The sequence below is a fragment of the Dissulfurimicrobium hydrothermale genome (assembly GCF_022026155.1).
GTDB classification, from domain to species: domain Bacteria; phylum Desulfobacterota; class Dissulfuribacteria; order Dissulfuribacterales; family Sh68; genus Dissulfurimicrobium; species Dissulfurimicrobium hydrothermale.
On the sequence record NZ_CP085041.1, the window covers coordinates 829,757 to 844,305 of the forward strand.

General features: G+C 48.9%; 15 protein-coding genes and 1 tRNA gene. 11 read left to right on the forward strand and 5 right to left on the reverse strand.

Annotated elements, in window-relative coordinates; genetic code table 11:
• Positions 1–18 precede the first annotated feature (18 nt).
• A complete protein-coding gene (locus LGS26_RS04005) occupies positions 19–942 on the reverse strand; it encodes a L,D-transpeptidase family protein (RefSeq protein WP_237889378.1) in 924 nt (307 codons plus the stop codon).
• A gap of 66 nt (positions 943–1,008) precedes the next feature.
• Between LGS26_RS04005 and LGS26_RS04010 the strand changes: the two genes are divergently transcribed.
• Positions 1,009–1,362 carry an alanine-zipper protein gene (locus LGS26_RS04010; protein ID WP_237889380.1) on the forward strand — a complete coding sequence of 118 codons (354 nt, stop codon included), beginning with the start codon at positions 1,009–1,011 and terminating at the stop codon, positions 1,360–1,362.
• An 11-nt stretch (positions 1,363–1,373) separates the two neighbouring features.
• Here the strand turns inward: LGS26_RS04010 and LGS26_RS04015 are convergent, their stop codons facing one another.
• The 4 genes from LGS26_RS04015 to pyrF are packed head-to-tail and all read right to left on the reverse strand — an operon-like array spanning position 1,374 to position 6,276.
• Positions 1,374–2,306 carry a L,D-transpeptidase family protein gene (locus tag LGS26_RS04015; RefSeq protein WP_237889382.1) on the reverse strand — a complete coding sequence of 311 codons (933 nt, stop codon included), beginning with the start codon at positions 2,304–2,306 and terminating at the stop codon, positions 1,374–1,376.
• 1 nt (position 2,307) lies between these two features.
• Positions 2,308–3,378 (reverse strand): phosphotransacetylase family protein, encoded by a 1,071-nt coding sequence (locus tag LGS26_RS04020; protein WP_237889384.1) that lies wholly within the window; start codon positions 3,376–3,378, stop codon positions 2,308–2,310.
• Positions 3,379–3,395: 17 nt separating this feature from the next.
• On the reverse strand, positions 3,396–5,489 hold the full coding sequence (locus LGS26_RS04025) for an acetate--CoA ligase family protein (RefSeq protein WP_237889386.1): 2,094 nt from the start codon (positions 5,487–5,489) through the stop codon (positions 3,396–3,398).
• Positions 5,482–6,276, reverse strand: a complete 795-nt coding sequence (gene pyrF / locus LGS26_RS04030) for an orotidine-5'-phosphate decarboxylase (RefSeq protein ID WP_237889388.1) — start codon at positions 6,274–6,276, stop codon at positions 5,482–5,484. The genes LGS26_RS04025 and pyrF overlap by 8 nt, the downstream gene beginning before the upstream one ends.
• 116 nt (positions 6,277–6,392) lie before the next feature.
• Here pyrF and LGS26_RS04035 point away from each other — a divergent pair.
• The 10 genes from LGS26_RS04035 to nuoL all read left to right on the forward strand — a co-directional run bounded on the left by LGS26_RS04035 (position 6,393) and on the right by nuoL (position 14,501).
• Positions 6,393–6,465, forward strand: a tRNA-Ala gene (locus tag LGS26_RS04035).
• 697 nt (positions 6,466–7,162) lie between these two features.
• Complete coding sequence (locus LGS26_RS04040; RefSeq protein WP_237889390.1) at positions 7,163–7,528, forward strand: NADH-quinone oxidoreductase subunit A; 366 nt, start codon at positions 7,163–7,165, stop codon at positions 7,526–7,528.
• 13 nt (positions 7,529–7,541) lie between these two features.
• The gene (locus LGS26_RS04045; RefSeq protein WP_237889392.1) at positions 7,542–8,057 is read left to right on the forward strand and encodes an NADH-quinone oxidoreductase subunit B; all 516 of its coding nucleotides are present in this window, start codon (positions 7,542–7,544) and stop codon (positions 8,055–8,057) included.
• Positions 8,047–8,598: an NADH-quinone oxidoreductase subunit C gene (locus LGS26_RS04050; protein ID WP_237889394.1), complete on the forward strand. Its 552-nt coding sequence runs from the start codon at positions 8,047–8,049 to the stop codon at positions 8,596–8,598. Before LGS26_RS04045 ends, LGS26_RS04050 begins: the two co-directional genes overlap by 11 nt.
• 86 nt (positions 8,599–8,684) lie before the next feature.
• Positions 8,685–9,821, forward strand: coding sequence for an NADH-quinone oxidoreductase subunit D (locus LGS26_RS04055; protein ID WP_237889396.1), 1,137 nt, complete (start codon positions 8,685–8,687; stop codon positions 9,819–9,821).
• A gap of 18 nt (positions 9,822–9,839) precedes the next feature.
• The gene (nuoH, locus tag LGS26_RS04060; RefSeq protein ID WP_237889398.1) at positions 9,840–10,880 is read left to right on the forward strand and encodes an NADH-quinone oxidoreductase subunit NuoH; all 1,041 of its coding nucleotides are present in this window, start codon (positions 9,840–9,842) and stop codon (positions 10,878–10,880) included.
• A gap of 20 nt (positions 10,881–10,900) precedes the next feature.
• Complete coding sequence (locus LGS26_RS04065) at positions 10,901–11,608, forward strand: NuoI/complex I 23 kDa subunit family protein (protein WP_237889400.1); 708 nt, start codon at positions 10,901–10,903, stop codon at positions 11,606–11,608.
• Between the two features lie 117 nt (positions 11,609–11,725).
• Complete coding sequence (locus LGS26_RS04070) at positions 11,726–12,169, forward strand: NADH-quinone oxidoreductase subunit J family protein (RefSeq protein WP_237889402.1); 444 nt, start codon at positions 11,726–11,728, stop codon at positions 12,167–12,169.
• 11 nt (positions 12,170–12,180) lie between these two features.
• The gene (nuoK, locus tag LGS26_RS04075; protein ID WP_237889404.1) at positions 12,181–12,489 is read left to right on the forward strand and encodes an NADH-quinone oxidoreductase subunit NuoK; all 309 of its coding nucleotides are present in this window, start codon (positions 12,181–12,183) and stop codon (positions 12,487–12,489) included.
• Positions 12,490–12,515: 26 nt separating this feature from the next.
• Complete coding sequence (gene nuoL / locus LGS26_RS04080) at positions 12,516–14,501, forward strand: NADH-quinone oxidoreductase subunit L (protein ID WP_237889406.1); 1,986 nt, start codon at positions 12,516–12,518, stop codon at positions 14,499–14,501.
• Positions 14,502–14,549 lie beyond the last annotated feature (48 nt).

The window sequence follows — 14,549 nt, forward strand, 5'->3', positions numbered from 1 at the left end:
TTTTGTTCGTCCATCTCGTCAATAATGCCTTATGATATCCCCTTTATGAAGGGCATCAATGACCACCTTCCTTATAAGGTCATATATGGCCTGAGGGTCTTTGCCTTGTGCAAGGGGGCCTGTTGCGGTGTCGCCTGGGCCGATCCGTCCGTCTGCGTTCTGGTCGGTCAGGACCAAAATGGGCTCATTTTCGGGCCCCTTGCCGTTTTCGTCGAAAACCATGACCTTGAGCGAGCGGTTGCCGTCCCTGCCCTCTTTGATTTTTATCAACATCCGCCCCATGGATGTCTTAAGGCCTGTCTCGAATGTACATACACCGTCCGGGCATACAGGAAATCCGCTTTTATCCGTCTCAATTATGGAGGCGAATGGGCGTATAACGCCATAGAGGTTACGGCGGCTGTTGAGGATTATGACCGTGTCGTTCGGTCTGACCAATGGGAAGATCTGGTCTATATCTTTGTCATTTAATGCAACACATCCTTCTGTCCAATCAGCCTCCGGTACGCCGTCAAACAATCTATAGATACCGCCGCCGTGAATACCGATCCCGCAGCCAAGTCCGGTATCGCAGGGGACAGCCTCTGATTTTTTGATCGCCGTGTATATTTTTTTGTATTCCTCAGGGGAGATGACCCCTCCCATCAATGCCCTTATAGCGTTGATAAGATTTGGATATGATATGCCCAGGAAACGATGGAAGCGGCTTTTTGGTTTTTTGTATGTGATGAAGTAGAGGCCTTCCGGCGTGGCGGCGTCGTTAACCTTGTATTTGTCGGAATCAGGGTCTATGCCAAGAGACACATGCACCTTTACCGCAGGTCTTTTGTCTTTCAGGACGGTCAACGTCTTCCGCGCCTTGTCTATTACTAGACAGGTTGAGGCAAACGCATATCTTGGCACAAAGATGTTTATGAGCGTGAAGATAAAAAAAAGGCGCATCGCTTGACTTTTAAAAAATTTTTCTAATATCATATAACTATTGAGATAGAAAAGGAGGAAACTGAAATGCAGAAGAAGAATGCGATGAATCGGATGTTGTCAGGGATGTTTGTCTTGGTTGCCCTGCCATACCTTGCCGGGCTTGGTGGTTGTGCGGCTTCCCTAAATAAGGAAGACAAGGCCCTTTTGGAGAGCTCAAAGCAGTCCGCCGAGGAAGCGAAGGCCGCCGCAGCCAGGGCTGAGGCGATAGATAAACAGCTCGAGGCGATGGGGGCTCGTCTTGAAAGCGCTGCATCCAGCGCCGAAGAGGCTGCGAAGAGGGCTGATGCGGCTGCCAACAAGGCAACCGATGCGGCGGAACGCGCAGAGGCGGTGGCAAAGAAGACCGAGCGCATCTTCGAGAAGTCCCTCAAGAAGTAGTCATTTGAGGGTTACTGTCCATTTTTTGGACTGGCGACAGCCATGGGTACACCACTTTTTTCTTTCAAGGCCTTATCGAGGGCCGCGAAGTCTATTTCAAGCGGACCCATGGCTGTTTCACACTGCAGAAGCCTTTTCATGGCCTCTTTTAACGGGTCTGCTATTTTGTTGTCAAAGTCATCGAAGACCTGCACCCAACATTTGCCATTCCCCCAGCCTACTTTGATGGGTTCATAGGTGACCCTCACCATCGTTCCTTGCGGCACAATCGGGTAGAGGGCGGCTATGTCTTCAGGATACATGCGGATACATCCATGACTTACACGCCTGCCCACCCCGAAAGGCTTATTTGTCCCGTGTATCCCGTATTCCAGACGGGAGAGGCGGAAGATATAGTCGCCAAGCGGGTTGTCAGGCCCAGGTGGGACCTCAGGCGGGAGGTTGGGTTCCATGGCCCTGATGGAGGCGGGCACGACCCATGTGGGGTTCGGGGTCTTGCTCTTTATTGTATAAACGCCGAGTTCTGTAAGGAATCCTTCCTGTCCTATGCCCACTGGGGCGGTAATAAAGTAATCGTGGCCGCCGTTCGAGAAGAAGTAGTAAAGGCGCATCTCAGCCAGGTTCACTACTATGCCTGAGCTTATCCTATCCTGCGGCAGGACGAATGCCCATGGGATCAGTACTAGCCTGTCTTTTGGCGGTATCCATGGGTCTATCCCCGGGTTTGCCGATGTAATCTGATTGTAACCCAGGTCGAACTCCCTCGCGATGTCGAGCAGCGTGTCTCCTTTGTTTATCTTGACCCATCTTGTCGTCCCATAGATGGTGCTGTCGGGCGTCAAGACAAACGACCGTAGGGCAAATGCGTTTTGTATGCTGGCCATCCAGCAGAAGATGGAGATAAAGAAGGTTGTGCTTGAAGTATAAAGTTTAGTACGTTTCATGTCATTTTATACCTAGCAGGGAATCCAGTCGCATGAAATCCATGCGTTCTTTAAGAAGGCCGTCCAAGTGCGAAAGCTTTTTGGGTTGATGAAAATGGCTTTTTCCGAAGAAGTTTTCAATGACCTCTATTGCCCCCATGGTGTCCAGATTTGTAAGTATAACAGGCACCCCAGCCTCTTCGGCCTTTCCTATGATCATCGGACTTGGACGAAGTCCACCAGTAAGTATGAGGCATTTCGTGGAGGTTTCAAGCGCTGCAAGCTGTATATCCGGCCTGTCTCCACCGGTTATTACCGCCTTGTTCCGTTTTCTGCGGAAAAACCGAAGGGCGCTTTCAAAGCTCATCGCTCCTATCATTATATTCTCAACCAGTTCGTCTAGCCTTTTTTTTGCACAGAGTACATCACCTCCAAGTCCTTCAAGAAATTCTTCTACGCTTGCAGCCGTCAAAAGTTTCTCTTTAGGCAGCACACCGAGCACGGCTATACCTCTTTTTTCAAGATAGGGCCTTATGAGTCCATGGACAGTCTCGATCTTTGAGACGTTGACCCGATTGATTACGGCGCCAACCATGGAATCTCCAAGGCGGATCTGCGCCGTTATCAGGTCATCCAGCACCTGCATCTCTGTTTCAAACGGCACTACCACCAGGGACCTTGCACTGAGCGAGGGTCCTGTCTGTACCGGGGCCAGGTTTACGAACCATCCTTCCCTGAGGCTGGCCCCGCCTTCAAGTATAACTATGTCTTTTCCGTCGGCTATAATATTAAAGGCGGCGTTTACGGCTGCAGGGAAGTCAATCGTCATACCCTTAAGGACATCTTCGATTACGCGGTTGTTCAATATGGTAGGGGACATGGCCTCAATTGGGTCAGCAAGCTTGAAAGTTGTTTTTATAAAGGCGGCGTCTTCGTCTATGGCCTTTCCATCCACAATCTTGGGATTGGTGCTGAGAGGCTTCATATAGCCGGTTTTCAGCCCCTTTTTTTGAAATCTGTTGATAAGTCCGGCGCATAAGGCGCTTTTACCGGAAAAGTTCTGGGTAGAGGTTACATATATGCTTTTTGTCATGACATCCTCCAGCCTTGTCAGTTCTTCAATACGAACCTTACGTCTAGCCCCATCACGCCCCATCCTTCTTCGAAGACTACGAGCGGATTTATATCCATCTCGACTATCTCGGGGAACTCCGTCACGAGCCCCGAGACCTTGAGGAGTGTTTCGGCTATCGCGTCGATATCGAGACGTCTTGTCCCGCGGGCGCCGTAAAGGAGCCCTGCCGAACGTATCTCAGAGATCATCTCAAGGGCCTCTTCTTTTGAGAATGGGGCTATACGAAATGAGATGTCCTTTAGAATCTCAACATATATACCCCCGAGTCCGAACATCACAAGGGGTCCGAACTGCGGATCTCGGTTCATGCCGATTATGACCTCGGCATCTCCTTTTATCTGTTTCTGGACGAGGCATCCCCATATTTCGGCGTCAGGCATATAACGCTGGGCCCGGAGCGTGATAAGGTCAAATGCATCGCGCACCTCCCTGGCGTCTTTTATATCAAGACGCACGCCGCCAATATCTGTCTTATGGAGTATGTCGGGGGAGGCTATCTTCATGACCACCGGATAGCCTATCTCTTCAGCGGATTCTACAGCCTCCTGCGGATTTTTGCAGAGCCTGGATGTAGGTATTTGAAGTCCGCATGCTGAGACGATCTCCCTTCCCTCAGCCTCGCCCAGTTCGGCCCTGCCTTCATTTTTTGCCTTTTCTATAACAGCGCGTATCCTGTCGCGGTCAAGGGTTGCCTGTTTCGGGATGTGAATAGGTGTGTCTTTCCATCTCTTTTGGTCCCACATTACCTTCAAGACAGCTACGGCCCTTTCAGGCGTGATGAAGTTTGGGATATTGCCTTCCTCAAGGATCTTTTGGGCAGTTTTAAGGTTTTTGTCCCCGATGAAACAGGCTATGACGGTTTTTTTTGCGACCTTTGCCATCTCGACCACCACCCTTGCCGTTTCATCGGCCTGGGTCATAATCTGAGGGGTCAATATGACGATCAGTGCATCGACTCCAGGGTCTTTTGTAACTAGTTCGAGTGCTGTTCTGTAGCGTTCAGCCAAGGCATCCCCAAGGACGTCAACCGGGTTCAAGACGCTTGCCGCGGGCGGGAGTGCCATGGAGAGGGCGTCCATCACATCTCTGCTCAGGCGAGCGAGTCTTAGGCCTGCACGTTCGATGGCATCCGCTGCCATTATTCCAGGACCGCCGGCATTGGTCACTACGGCTATCCGATCCCCTGAGGGTAGCGGCTGTATAACCAGGGAGGCGGAAAAGTCAAAGAGGTCTGTGATAGACTCGGCCCTGATGATGCCCGATTGCCTGAATGCCGCCTCATAGGCCTTTTCGCTCCCTGCAAGAGTCCCTGTGTGTGAGCTTACCGCACGCGATCCAGCGCCAGTCGACCCCGATTTTATAGCGACAAATGGTTTTTTTTTCGTAAGGCGCCGGCTTAGCTCCATAAACCTTGCCCCGTCGGTGATGCCTTCGAGATATCCCATCACTATCTTGACATGGGGGTCATCTATCCATGCCTCCATAAAATCCAGTTCATTAAGGTGCGCCTTGTTCCCCAGGCTAACAAACCTCGAAAATCCAAGACCTGCGGAAAGAGATATGTCTATTATTGACGTGCATAGGGCGCCCGACTGGGACATGAATGCCGCCTCTCCCTTAAGGGGCATGGATGCAGCGAAGGATGCGTTCATGGGCGTTATGGTGTCTATGACGCCGAGACAGTTTGGACCAAGGATCATCATATGGTGTTCTTTTGCGATATTTGCCATTTCAATCTCCCGAAGGAGCCCTTCATGGCCTGTCTCTCTGAAGCCTGCCGATATTACGACCGCCGCGCCGACCCTGCATTCGCCGCAGGCCCTGAGGGCGTCGAGCACAAAATCTGCTGGTATGGCTATTATCGCAAGGTCTATCGGCTCTTTGACGGCCCTGATGTCGGGGTGGCTTTCGATGCCGAGGACTGACTCGGCTTTAGGGTTGATTGGATAGATGGGGCCTTTGAAACCGCTTGCTACGAGATTTTTAAGTATCTCATGGCCCAGTTTGCCTGGGTGAGCCGATGCGCCTATAAGGGCGATGGCCTGTGGAGAAAACAGTTTCTCAAGCATGGTCCCTCTCTTGCCTTTCTGTCTCAGTGCCCGCAAGGTTTTGTTTTATTAGGCGTTGCACCCTGCTTGCAAGTCCCTTCTGTATGTCGTCTTGCATCATCAGGACCGTCTTTTCAGGGTCTTTTGCATCCCTGATCGGCCTTCCGATGACTATGTGGTCCGCCCCGTTTGCCATGGCGTATTTTGCAGTGACGACGCGTCTCTGATCGTCTCTCGTAGAATTTTCAGGCCTTATCCCAGGGGTCACGATGAGGAAATTCCACCCAAGCCGTTTTCTTAGCATAGCGGCTTCAAGGCCTGATGCCACGACGCCGTCGCAGCCGAGCGATAAGGCGGATTTTGCACGTTTATAGACTAGCTCATCGAGCGCCCCTTTAAAACCGAATTCCAGCATGTCTTCGTCTGAGAGGCTCGTCAGCACCGTGACGGCAAGGACCTTGGGCCCTTCCCTGGCACAGGCTGCCGCATCCACCGCCGCTTTTACTATCGAGGAATCGCCGTGTACAGTCGTAAATTCTATGCCTCTGCCCTGAAGCTGTCTTACGGCCCGCGCAACCGTTCGCGGGACATCGAAAAATTTTAGATCCAGAAATATCTTGTGACCCCTGGCTGCTATCCATTCCACCATGTCAAATCCGCCGGCAAGGAAAAGTTCCAGGCCTATTTTGTAAAATCCGACCTGCCCTTCAACGAGTTTTACCCATGACCTTGCCTCTTCCGGCGTGTCGACATCTAGGGCAAAGATAAGACGGTCCCTCAAGGGGATATCGTTTGGTATCGCAGCCATCCGCAGTTTATCCTTTTATTCTTCATATCATGCCGGAAATTTCAAAGTCAATAGACTTCGTATACCATCCCTCCTTGACGTGCAAAATCCGGTGTGTTATTAGCTTTTTTGTTCAAGGGGCTGTAGCTCAGCTGGGAGAGCGCTTGAATGGCATTCAAGAGGTCAGCGGTTCGATCCCGCTCAGCTCCACAATTCAGGCATTAGGGATGGCCCTGAAGGGGTTTTCCCCAAGAAACACGCCTCTGTCGTATGATTATTGGCCTTCTTGTGCGGCAGGGGCGTTATAATTGAATTCATTTTTTAGTCCTTGCATACCACTTTGAGCTGTCGCCACTATGATCGATCCTTTAAATAAACGCACGGCCGTCGATGATTCGAGGTCTCGAGAGGCGGAATTGATATTAAAAGCCTCAAAGGAGATCATGGTCAAATTTATTGAATGTGGACGTGTAGGCCCTTCTTCTTTTGAAGAAACATTCCAAATGGTGTTCGCTTCTATAAGTAAGGCGGTTTCTGGATACATGCACAGAGACCTGTCAGACAGGGATTAGGTCGCGCCTTTGACTGTCTTGGGCAGGTCCCTTTATCGCCTTTACTCCTAGTTATCGCCTCTTAAAAATAAGTCCTGTGCATATCCTCATTATAAAAATGAGTGACAGTTCATTTTTGCCTTGACATCTTGGCGAGAGTGTTATATTGATGTATGTGATTTTTGGTGCAATCGTAAGGATGATTTGGATCGTTTTTTCTTGCTTGACATTTTATACAGAAAGAAATAAAAGAATCTAAATCTATGATCCATTGAAATAGCATATCTGGTGAATTTGGGTGCAATCATGAACAGCAATTCATGATTGCGGTCTTTTGTTGCAACAAAGGGGGTGGCATGATGAGTGGGTTTGAGACCATAGTCATGTATCTGGGTATGTCTTTATTGGCCATCGCGGCGATGCTTGCCATCTCTGCAGCGCTTGGTCCGTTGCGTCCAACTCCAAATAAAAGAAGCACATATGAATGCGGCGTCCCGCTTCTCGATCCGGCAATCAAGCGTTATGATGTCAAATATTATCTAGTGGCAGTGCTGTTTCTCGTATTTGATCTAGAGACAGTCCTTATATATCCCTTGGCCGTTAGATATCGCGCCCTGGCTCAATATGGCTGGGGTGTTTTTTTTGAGGTCTTCATATTTGTCGCAGTTTTGTTGGCGGGTCTTTTTTATGCCATAAAGAAACGTGCGGTGGAATGGGAATAAGAGGGAGAATCCAATGGGGCTACAGGCATACAGCGGTTCTGGGTGGATACTTACCAAGCTTGAAGATCTGATTAATTGGGGTCGCAAGAGGTCGCCGTGGCCGCTTCCTTACGGCACCGCCTGTTGCGGTATTGAGATGATGTGCGCGCTAGCCTCAGGTTATGATATGGCAAGATTCGGTGCAGAACGTCCAAGTTTTTCACCCCGCCAGGCGGATGTCCTTATAGAGGCAGGGACGATCACTAAAAAGATGGTCCCGATATTAAAAAGGATATATGACCAGATGGCTGAACCGAAGTGGGTGATAGCAATGGGGGCTTGTGCATGCAGCGGAGGCGTCTTCAGGACCTATTCCACGCTCCAAGGCATAGATAAGGTCATCCCGGTTGACGTCTATGTGCCAGGCTGCCCACCCAGACCCGAAGGTCTTTTGTACGCCCTTATTAAGGTTATGGAAAAGATCGAAAAGGACCATCCTCTCAGGAAGCAGTTTGATCAATTGAAGCTGGGGGTCGACAATGGAGCTTAAAGACATGATCAGGGGGTGTCTTGGGCCATTAGCTGTGGCCATCGATGAATTTCGTGGGGATTTGAGCGTGGAGGTACCAAAGTCACACATAATAGACGCCCTCCGCCGCCTTAAGGATGACCCTGGACTTGGTTTCGATTTTTTGAGCGACCTCTTTGGTGTGGATAATTCTGAGATTTATAAGAAAAAGACCGCCTCTAAAAAACCAGGCGATGAGGGCCCAGAGACGCCTTCTGAGAATGACATGCCTTCGCCGCCACGTTTTGATGTGATCTACCTTCTGTTGTCATTAAAGACAAACAGGCGTCTGCGGGTTAAGGCGCGGATAGCTGAAGATGATCCAGTGATCGATAGTGTAACCTCCATATGGAAGGCGGCCACATGGCCGGAGCGGGAGGTGTTTGATATGTATGGTATACGCTTTAAGGGGCATCCTGACCTTAGAAGACTCCTGATGTGGGATGAGTTTCCGGCCCACCCCCTTAGAAAAGATTATCCGCTTGAGGGTATGGGGGAGGAAAGGTGCCTAATTTACGAATAAATCCTGAATTCCTTCAAAGGAAGAAGGGCGGTTGGGTTTGTTAAGGTTTGTTCGTAGGCTGGTGTTTTTAAAAACGGAGGGTAAAGGTGTTTCAAGATTCTTCTCTGTCAGGCCATTCTACTGGTGATTATGTCAAAATAAATATTGGGCCGTCTCATCCGGCCATGCACGGCACTTTGAGGGTTGTAGCCTGGACCGACGGGGAGACCGTCATAAAGGCAGATCCTGAGATAGGCTATTTGCATCGCGGCGTGGAAAAGATGGGCGAGTCGCTTACGTATCATCAATTCATCCCACTTACTGATAGATTGAATTACTGTTCCGCCATTTGTAATAACGTTGCATATGAGATAGCAGTGGAGAAGTTGCTTGGCATTGAGATACCAGAAAAGGCCCAATTGATCCGCATTATAATGATGGAGCTTGCAAGGATAGCCGATCACCAGGTTTGTGTCGGCATCCTTGGCGTTGACCTCGGTGCATTCACGCCGTTTTTTTACCTGATTATCCAGCGCGAAGAGATATATGAAATATTTGAGTGGTATAACGGTGCTAGGCTTACCAATACATTCGGTCGTATAGGAGGGGTCGAGGCGGATCTGCCTGACGACTTTGAACAGAGATGGAAGGAGTTGAGGCCTAATCTTTTAAAGGCGATAGACGAAACCGATAAGCTCCTTACCCATAACCGCATCTGGATGGACAGAACTATAGGGGTTACCGCCTTTTCTCCGGAGGACGCCCTGAATTGGGGGTTTACAGGGCCTTGTCTAAGGGCCTGCGGGGTAAAAAGGGACCTTAGAAAAGACGAACCTTATTATATGTATGATAAGTTTGCCTTTGAGATCCCAGTAGGAAGGCATGGGGATGTCTTTGACCGCTATATGGTGCGCATGAGGGAGATGGAAGAGTCCATAAAGATTATTGACCAGGCATACAAGATGTATAAAGAGCTCCCGCCTGACGCCCCACTTATGGCAAAGGTGCCTAAGGTTATAAAGCCCCCTGAAGGTGAGGTGTACAGGGCGATCGAATCGCCGAACGGCGAGCTTGGTTTCTTTATAAAAAGCGATGGTTCTGATAAGCCTTACCGTATAAAGATCAGACCGCCTTGCTATATGGTCTATCAGGCGTTCCCTGAGATGGTTAAGGGCGAGATGATCGCCGACCTTATAGCCTGTCTAAGTAGTTTAAATGTCATTGCAGGCGAGTTGGATCGATAAGGGGGAGGAGATCTGTCAATGGATGATTGGTTGATAGCTTTGATAAAGGTTGTGTTCATCTGGGTCTGGGTACTCCTTATCGCAGTGGTTATGACCTGGGTTGAGCGCAGAGGGGCGTCAATGATCCAGGACCGCCTCGGACCTAACCGGGCGGGGCCGTTTGGGCTGTTTCAGCCACTTGCGGACGGTATAAAACTCTTTACCAAGGAAGACATAGTGCCGGAGAACGCGAGGAAGATACTGTTTAATCTCGGCCCTGTTCTCTTTGCTTTGCCAGCCTTTTCGGCTTACGCCGTAGTGCCCTTCGGAGACAAGATTGTCATCGGAGGAAAAGAAATAATCCTGCAGGTGTCTGATATTAGTGTTGGTTTTCTGTATGTGGCCGCTTTGGGGGCAATGGCTGTTTACGGAATAATAGTGGGCGGTTGGGCGTCAAGTAACAAATATTCCATACTCGGCGGTCTTAGGTCGACGGCACAGCTTATTTCTTATGAGGTTCCATGGGGCCTTGCACTTCTTGCGATAACTTTCGTATATGGAACCTTCAGCTTGAGGGAGATAGCACTTGCTCAGCAAGGTACGTTCCTCGGATTTTTGCCCAACTGGGGGATATTCAAACAACCTTTGGGTTTTATCATTTTTATGGTGACAGCCTATGCTGAAGCAAATCGTGTACCTTTTGACCTGCCAGAGGCGGAAAGCGAGATCGTCGCTGGCTACCATACTGAATATGGTTCCATGCGGCTAGGACTATACCTCTTTGGCGAATACGTAAATCTCTGTACCCTCTCAGCTCTTATGGTGACGTTCTATTTCGGCGCATGGCATCTGCCTTATATAAATATGGCCGCCTTATTGGGACCTATATCTTATGGCATTGCCTCATTTGTCGTCTTTTTCCTGAAGGTTTCATTTTTTCTTTGGTTGTTTGTATGGGTCAGATGGACTGTGCCGAGATTTAGGTATGATCAGGTCATGGGCCTTGGGTGGAAGGCATTGATACCTTTGGCCCTTATAAACCTCTTTATAACGGCGTTGGCCATTCAACTTACCATATAAAAGAAATAGGAGCAGATCTTATGGCCAAACCAGTTGTGGAAAAGAGATATACCTGGGGCGAGCGTGTCTATCTCCTTGAGATACTAAAGGGTATGGTGCTTACGTGGAGGCATTTTGTTTTTAACTTTAGGGCATCATTCAGACCTGGGCCGCATACGGTCCCTACGACATGGCAATATCCGGAGGACAGGAGGGAGATATCCCCTGTATTTCGGGGGGAACATATGCTCCTACTGGATGAAGAGGGAAGAGAAAAGTGTATCGGCTGTGGGATATGTGCAAAGACGTGCCCTGCAAAGTGCATAACTGTAGTGAACGCCAAGGTTCCTGAGGACCTGCAGAGTCATTATGCAGGGAAGACGTATTCCGCATCTTTTAATATAGATCTCCTGCGGTGCATCTTTTGCGGGTTTTGTGAAGAGGCCTGTCCTAAAAACGCCATAGTGCTTGGTCAAGGGTACGAGCTTGCACGTTATACAAAAGATGAATGCCTGCTTACCAAGGAAAGGCTCCTTGAAAATTATAGGCGCGCCAAGGAGTCAGGCACGCTTAAGTCACCGCGTAAGCCAGCTGTTGCGGCGGAACCAAAGGCAGCGGGTCCGACCGTCCCTGATGCTGCTGTGAAGAAGGCAGCCGGAGGCGTCGAATCCAAAGGCAATGCAGCGACATCGCCGAATAAGCCCAAGAAGAAGGCCGTTCCAAGAAATGTGTCGACTGCTCCTAAATAAGGTGCTTGATTTAGGCCGCCAGGGATCTTGGTTTTATTAATATTAAGGTATGTGGTGAGTGATATGGATCTATATTTTTGGATTTTTGCAGTCATGGCGACTGGCGCTGGTATTTTTATGATAACGTCGCGAGATCCTCTGCCGAGTGCTTTGGGGCTCCTTACGGTCTTTATCGCACTGGCGAGTCTTTATCTCCACCTGAACGCCCCATTGGTGGCCATTTTCCAGGTGACGATCTATGCAGGGGCGATATTAGTGCTTGTTGTATTCGTCATAATGCTCCTTATGACACCTGGAGAAAGGTTCGGCGAGAGACAACACAATGTCTCTTATCGGATACTTGGAGCTATATTGAGTTTTTGTACAATGATACTCATCGGGCTCGGGCTGAAGGGCATATATGACCTTGTTGGCGAACAAACCCTGCCCGAGGGCTTTGGTAATCCGGGGCAATTTGGCTATCTTTTTTTCAACAATTTTTTACTCCATTTTGAGGTAGCGTCGGTCCTTCTTCTGGTTGCCTTGATAGGGGCAATATATATCGCCAAAAAGAAATTGTAGGTGAGAGCCGCATGGAAACAGTTACATTGAATCACTATATAATCTTGTCATCAATTTTGTTTGGGTTGGGAATAATTGGGTTCGTGACGAGACGGAACGCCTTGATAGTCTTTATGTCGGTTGAACTCATGCTGAACGCCGTCAACCTGATGCTCGTGGCGTTTTCTAGGTTCAGGGCTGATCTGTCCGGCCAGGTAATGGTCTTGTTTATATACACAGTAGCGGCCGCAGAGGTGGCGGTAGGCCTTGCGTTGCTTATTTCTCTGTTTCGTCATATGAGAACGGTGGATTTAACTAAATTTAATATCTTAAAGGGGTAAGACCCCGCCTGCACAGGGAGTTTTGCATGGAAGGATATATCTGTCTGATACCGTTTTTTCCACTATTGGGTTTTGTTTTAAACGGTCTGTTTGGCAAAAGGCTGGGCAAGACGTTTGTCTCTTATGTCGGCTGCGCAAGTGTAGGTCTTGCCTTTCTCGTTTCCCTACTTGTTGCTAATGATGTCTTCTCAAGACTCCCCGAACATAGGCAGCTTATTCAGACCCTCTGGAGCTGGATATCTGTCGGTGATTTTCATATAGACCTTTCTTTCATGGTCGATCAGCTCTCCTGCGTGATGATATTGGTCGTGACAGGGGTTGGTTTCTTGATCCACATCTACAGCATCGGGTATATGCATGAAGATGAATCGTATTGGCGATATTTTTCTTATCTCAATATGTTCGTCTTCTTCATGGCCATGCTGGTCCTTGGTGCAAATTATGTGGTGATGTTTGTAGGTTGGGAAGGGGTAGGGCTTGCATCGTACCTCTTGATAGGTTTCTGGTATCGCGGGAATCAGAATGCCGATGCAGGCAAAAAGGCCTTTGTTGTGAACAGGATAGGCGATTTTGGTTTTATTCTTGGGATGTTCTTGATGTTTGTCACCTTCGGTTCATTGTCATATCTCGATGTCTTTCCTAAAGCGTTCCACCTCTATGAGAGTGGGAGACTTGCTGTTGATAATCCCGTGGTCGTGGCCATATGTCTTCTTATGTTCCTCGGCGCTACGGGAAAATCCGCACAGATACCACTTTATGTCTGGCTCCCTGACGCAATGGCTGGCCCTACACCTGTTTCGGCCTTGATACATGCAGCTACGATGGTCACGGCGGGTGTCTATATGGTGGCGAGATCCAATATCCTTTATACGTTGGCGCCGACCGCCCTTCTGGTTGTGGCGCTGGTGGCTGCTACTACGGCGCTTATGGCGGCTACTATCGGGATAATGCAAAATGACATCAAAAAGGTCCTGGCCTATTCGACCGTGAGCCAGCTTGGCTATATGTTCATGGGTGTCGGTGTGACTGCATATTGGGCCGGGATATTCCACCTGATGACCCATGCCTTTTTCAAGGCATGCCTCTTTCTTTGTTCCGGCTCCGTTATACATGCTATGGGTGGCGAACAGGATATGAGAAAGATGGGCGGTCTATCCAAAAAGATGCCGATTACATATGTAACCATGTTGATAGCTACGTTGGCCATCGCTGGGATACCGCCGTTTGCTGGTTTTTTCAGTAAAGACGAGATCTTGTGGAAGGCATTCAATTTCCCTTATTTTCCGCAAATCGGCAAGGTTATCTGGTTTATGGGCGTGCTTGGTGCAGGCATAACTGCCTTCTATATGTTTAGGCTTATTTTTATGACCTTTCATGGCGAGTTTCGAGGTACCAAGGAGCAGGCCCACCATTTGCATGAGTCACCATACTCTATGACAGGTCCACTCATAATCCTGGCCTTTTTGTCACTAACAGGTGGCTGGCTGGGCATATCACCCCTTATTGGGAAGAGCCTGGGCGGTGGCATACCTAATATGCTTGAACATTTTCTTGATCCTGTTTTTGAACATTCCCAGCATATCATCGCATCCGCAACCATTGCACCGCATTATACCCATTCAACAGAATGGGCGCTTATGGCCCTCTCTGTATTGATTGCTGCGGCCGGTATAATAGGGGCATTCATCGTCTACATGAAAAAATTCCCAGAACTACCTGCGCAGCTGGCAAAGACCTACAGCCTTCACTACAACCTTGTTTACAACAAATATTATGTTGATGAGATATATTATCTCTTGGTTGTCTGTCCAGTATACTATCTTTCTGTATTTTTGTGGAAGATCGTCGATGTATTCTTAATAGACGGTCTTGGTATAAATGGTCAGGCATGGCTTGTGCAACGTGGTTCGAGTGCCGTCAGGAATATCCAGAATGGCGGACTCCAGACATATGCCGCCTTTATGTTGATAGGACTTGTAGCCATGCTTTGGTATTTTTTAAAGATGAGTTGATGACATCTTCGGTTGGTTTGAGCAAAAATAAGAAACAAGGGATTGACC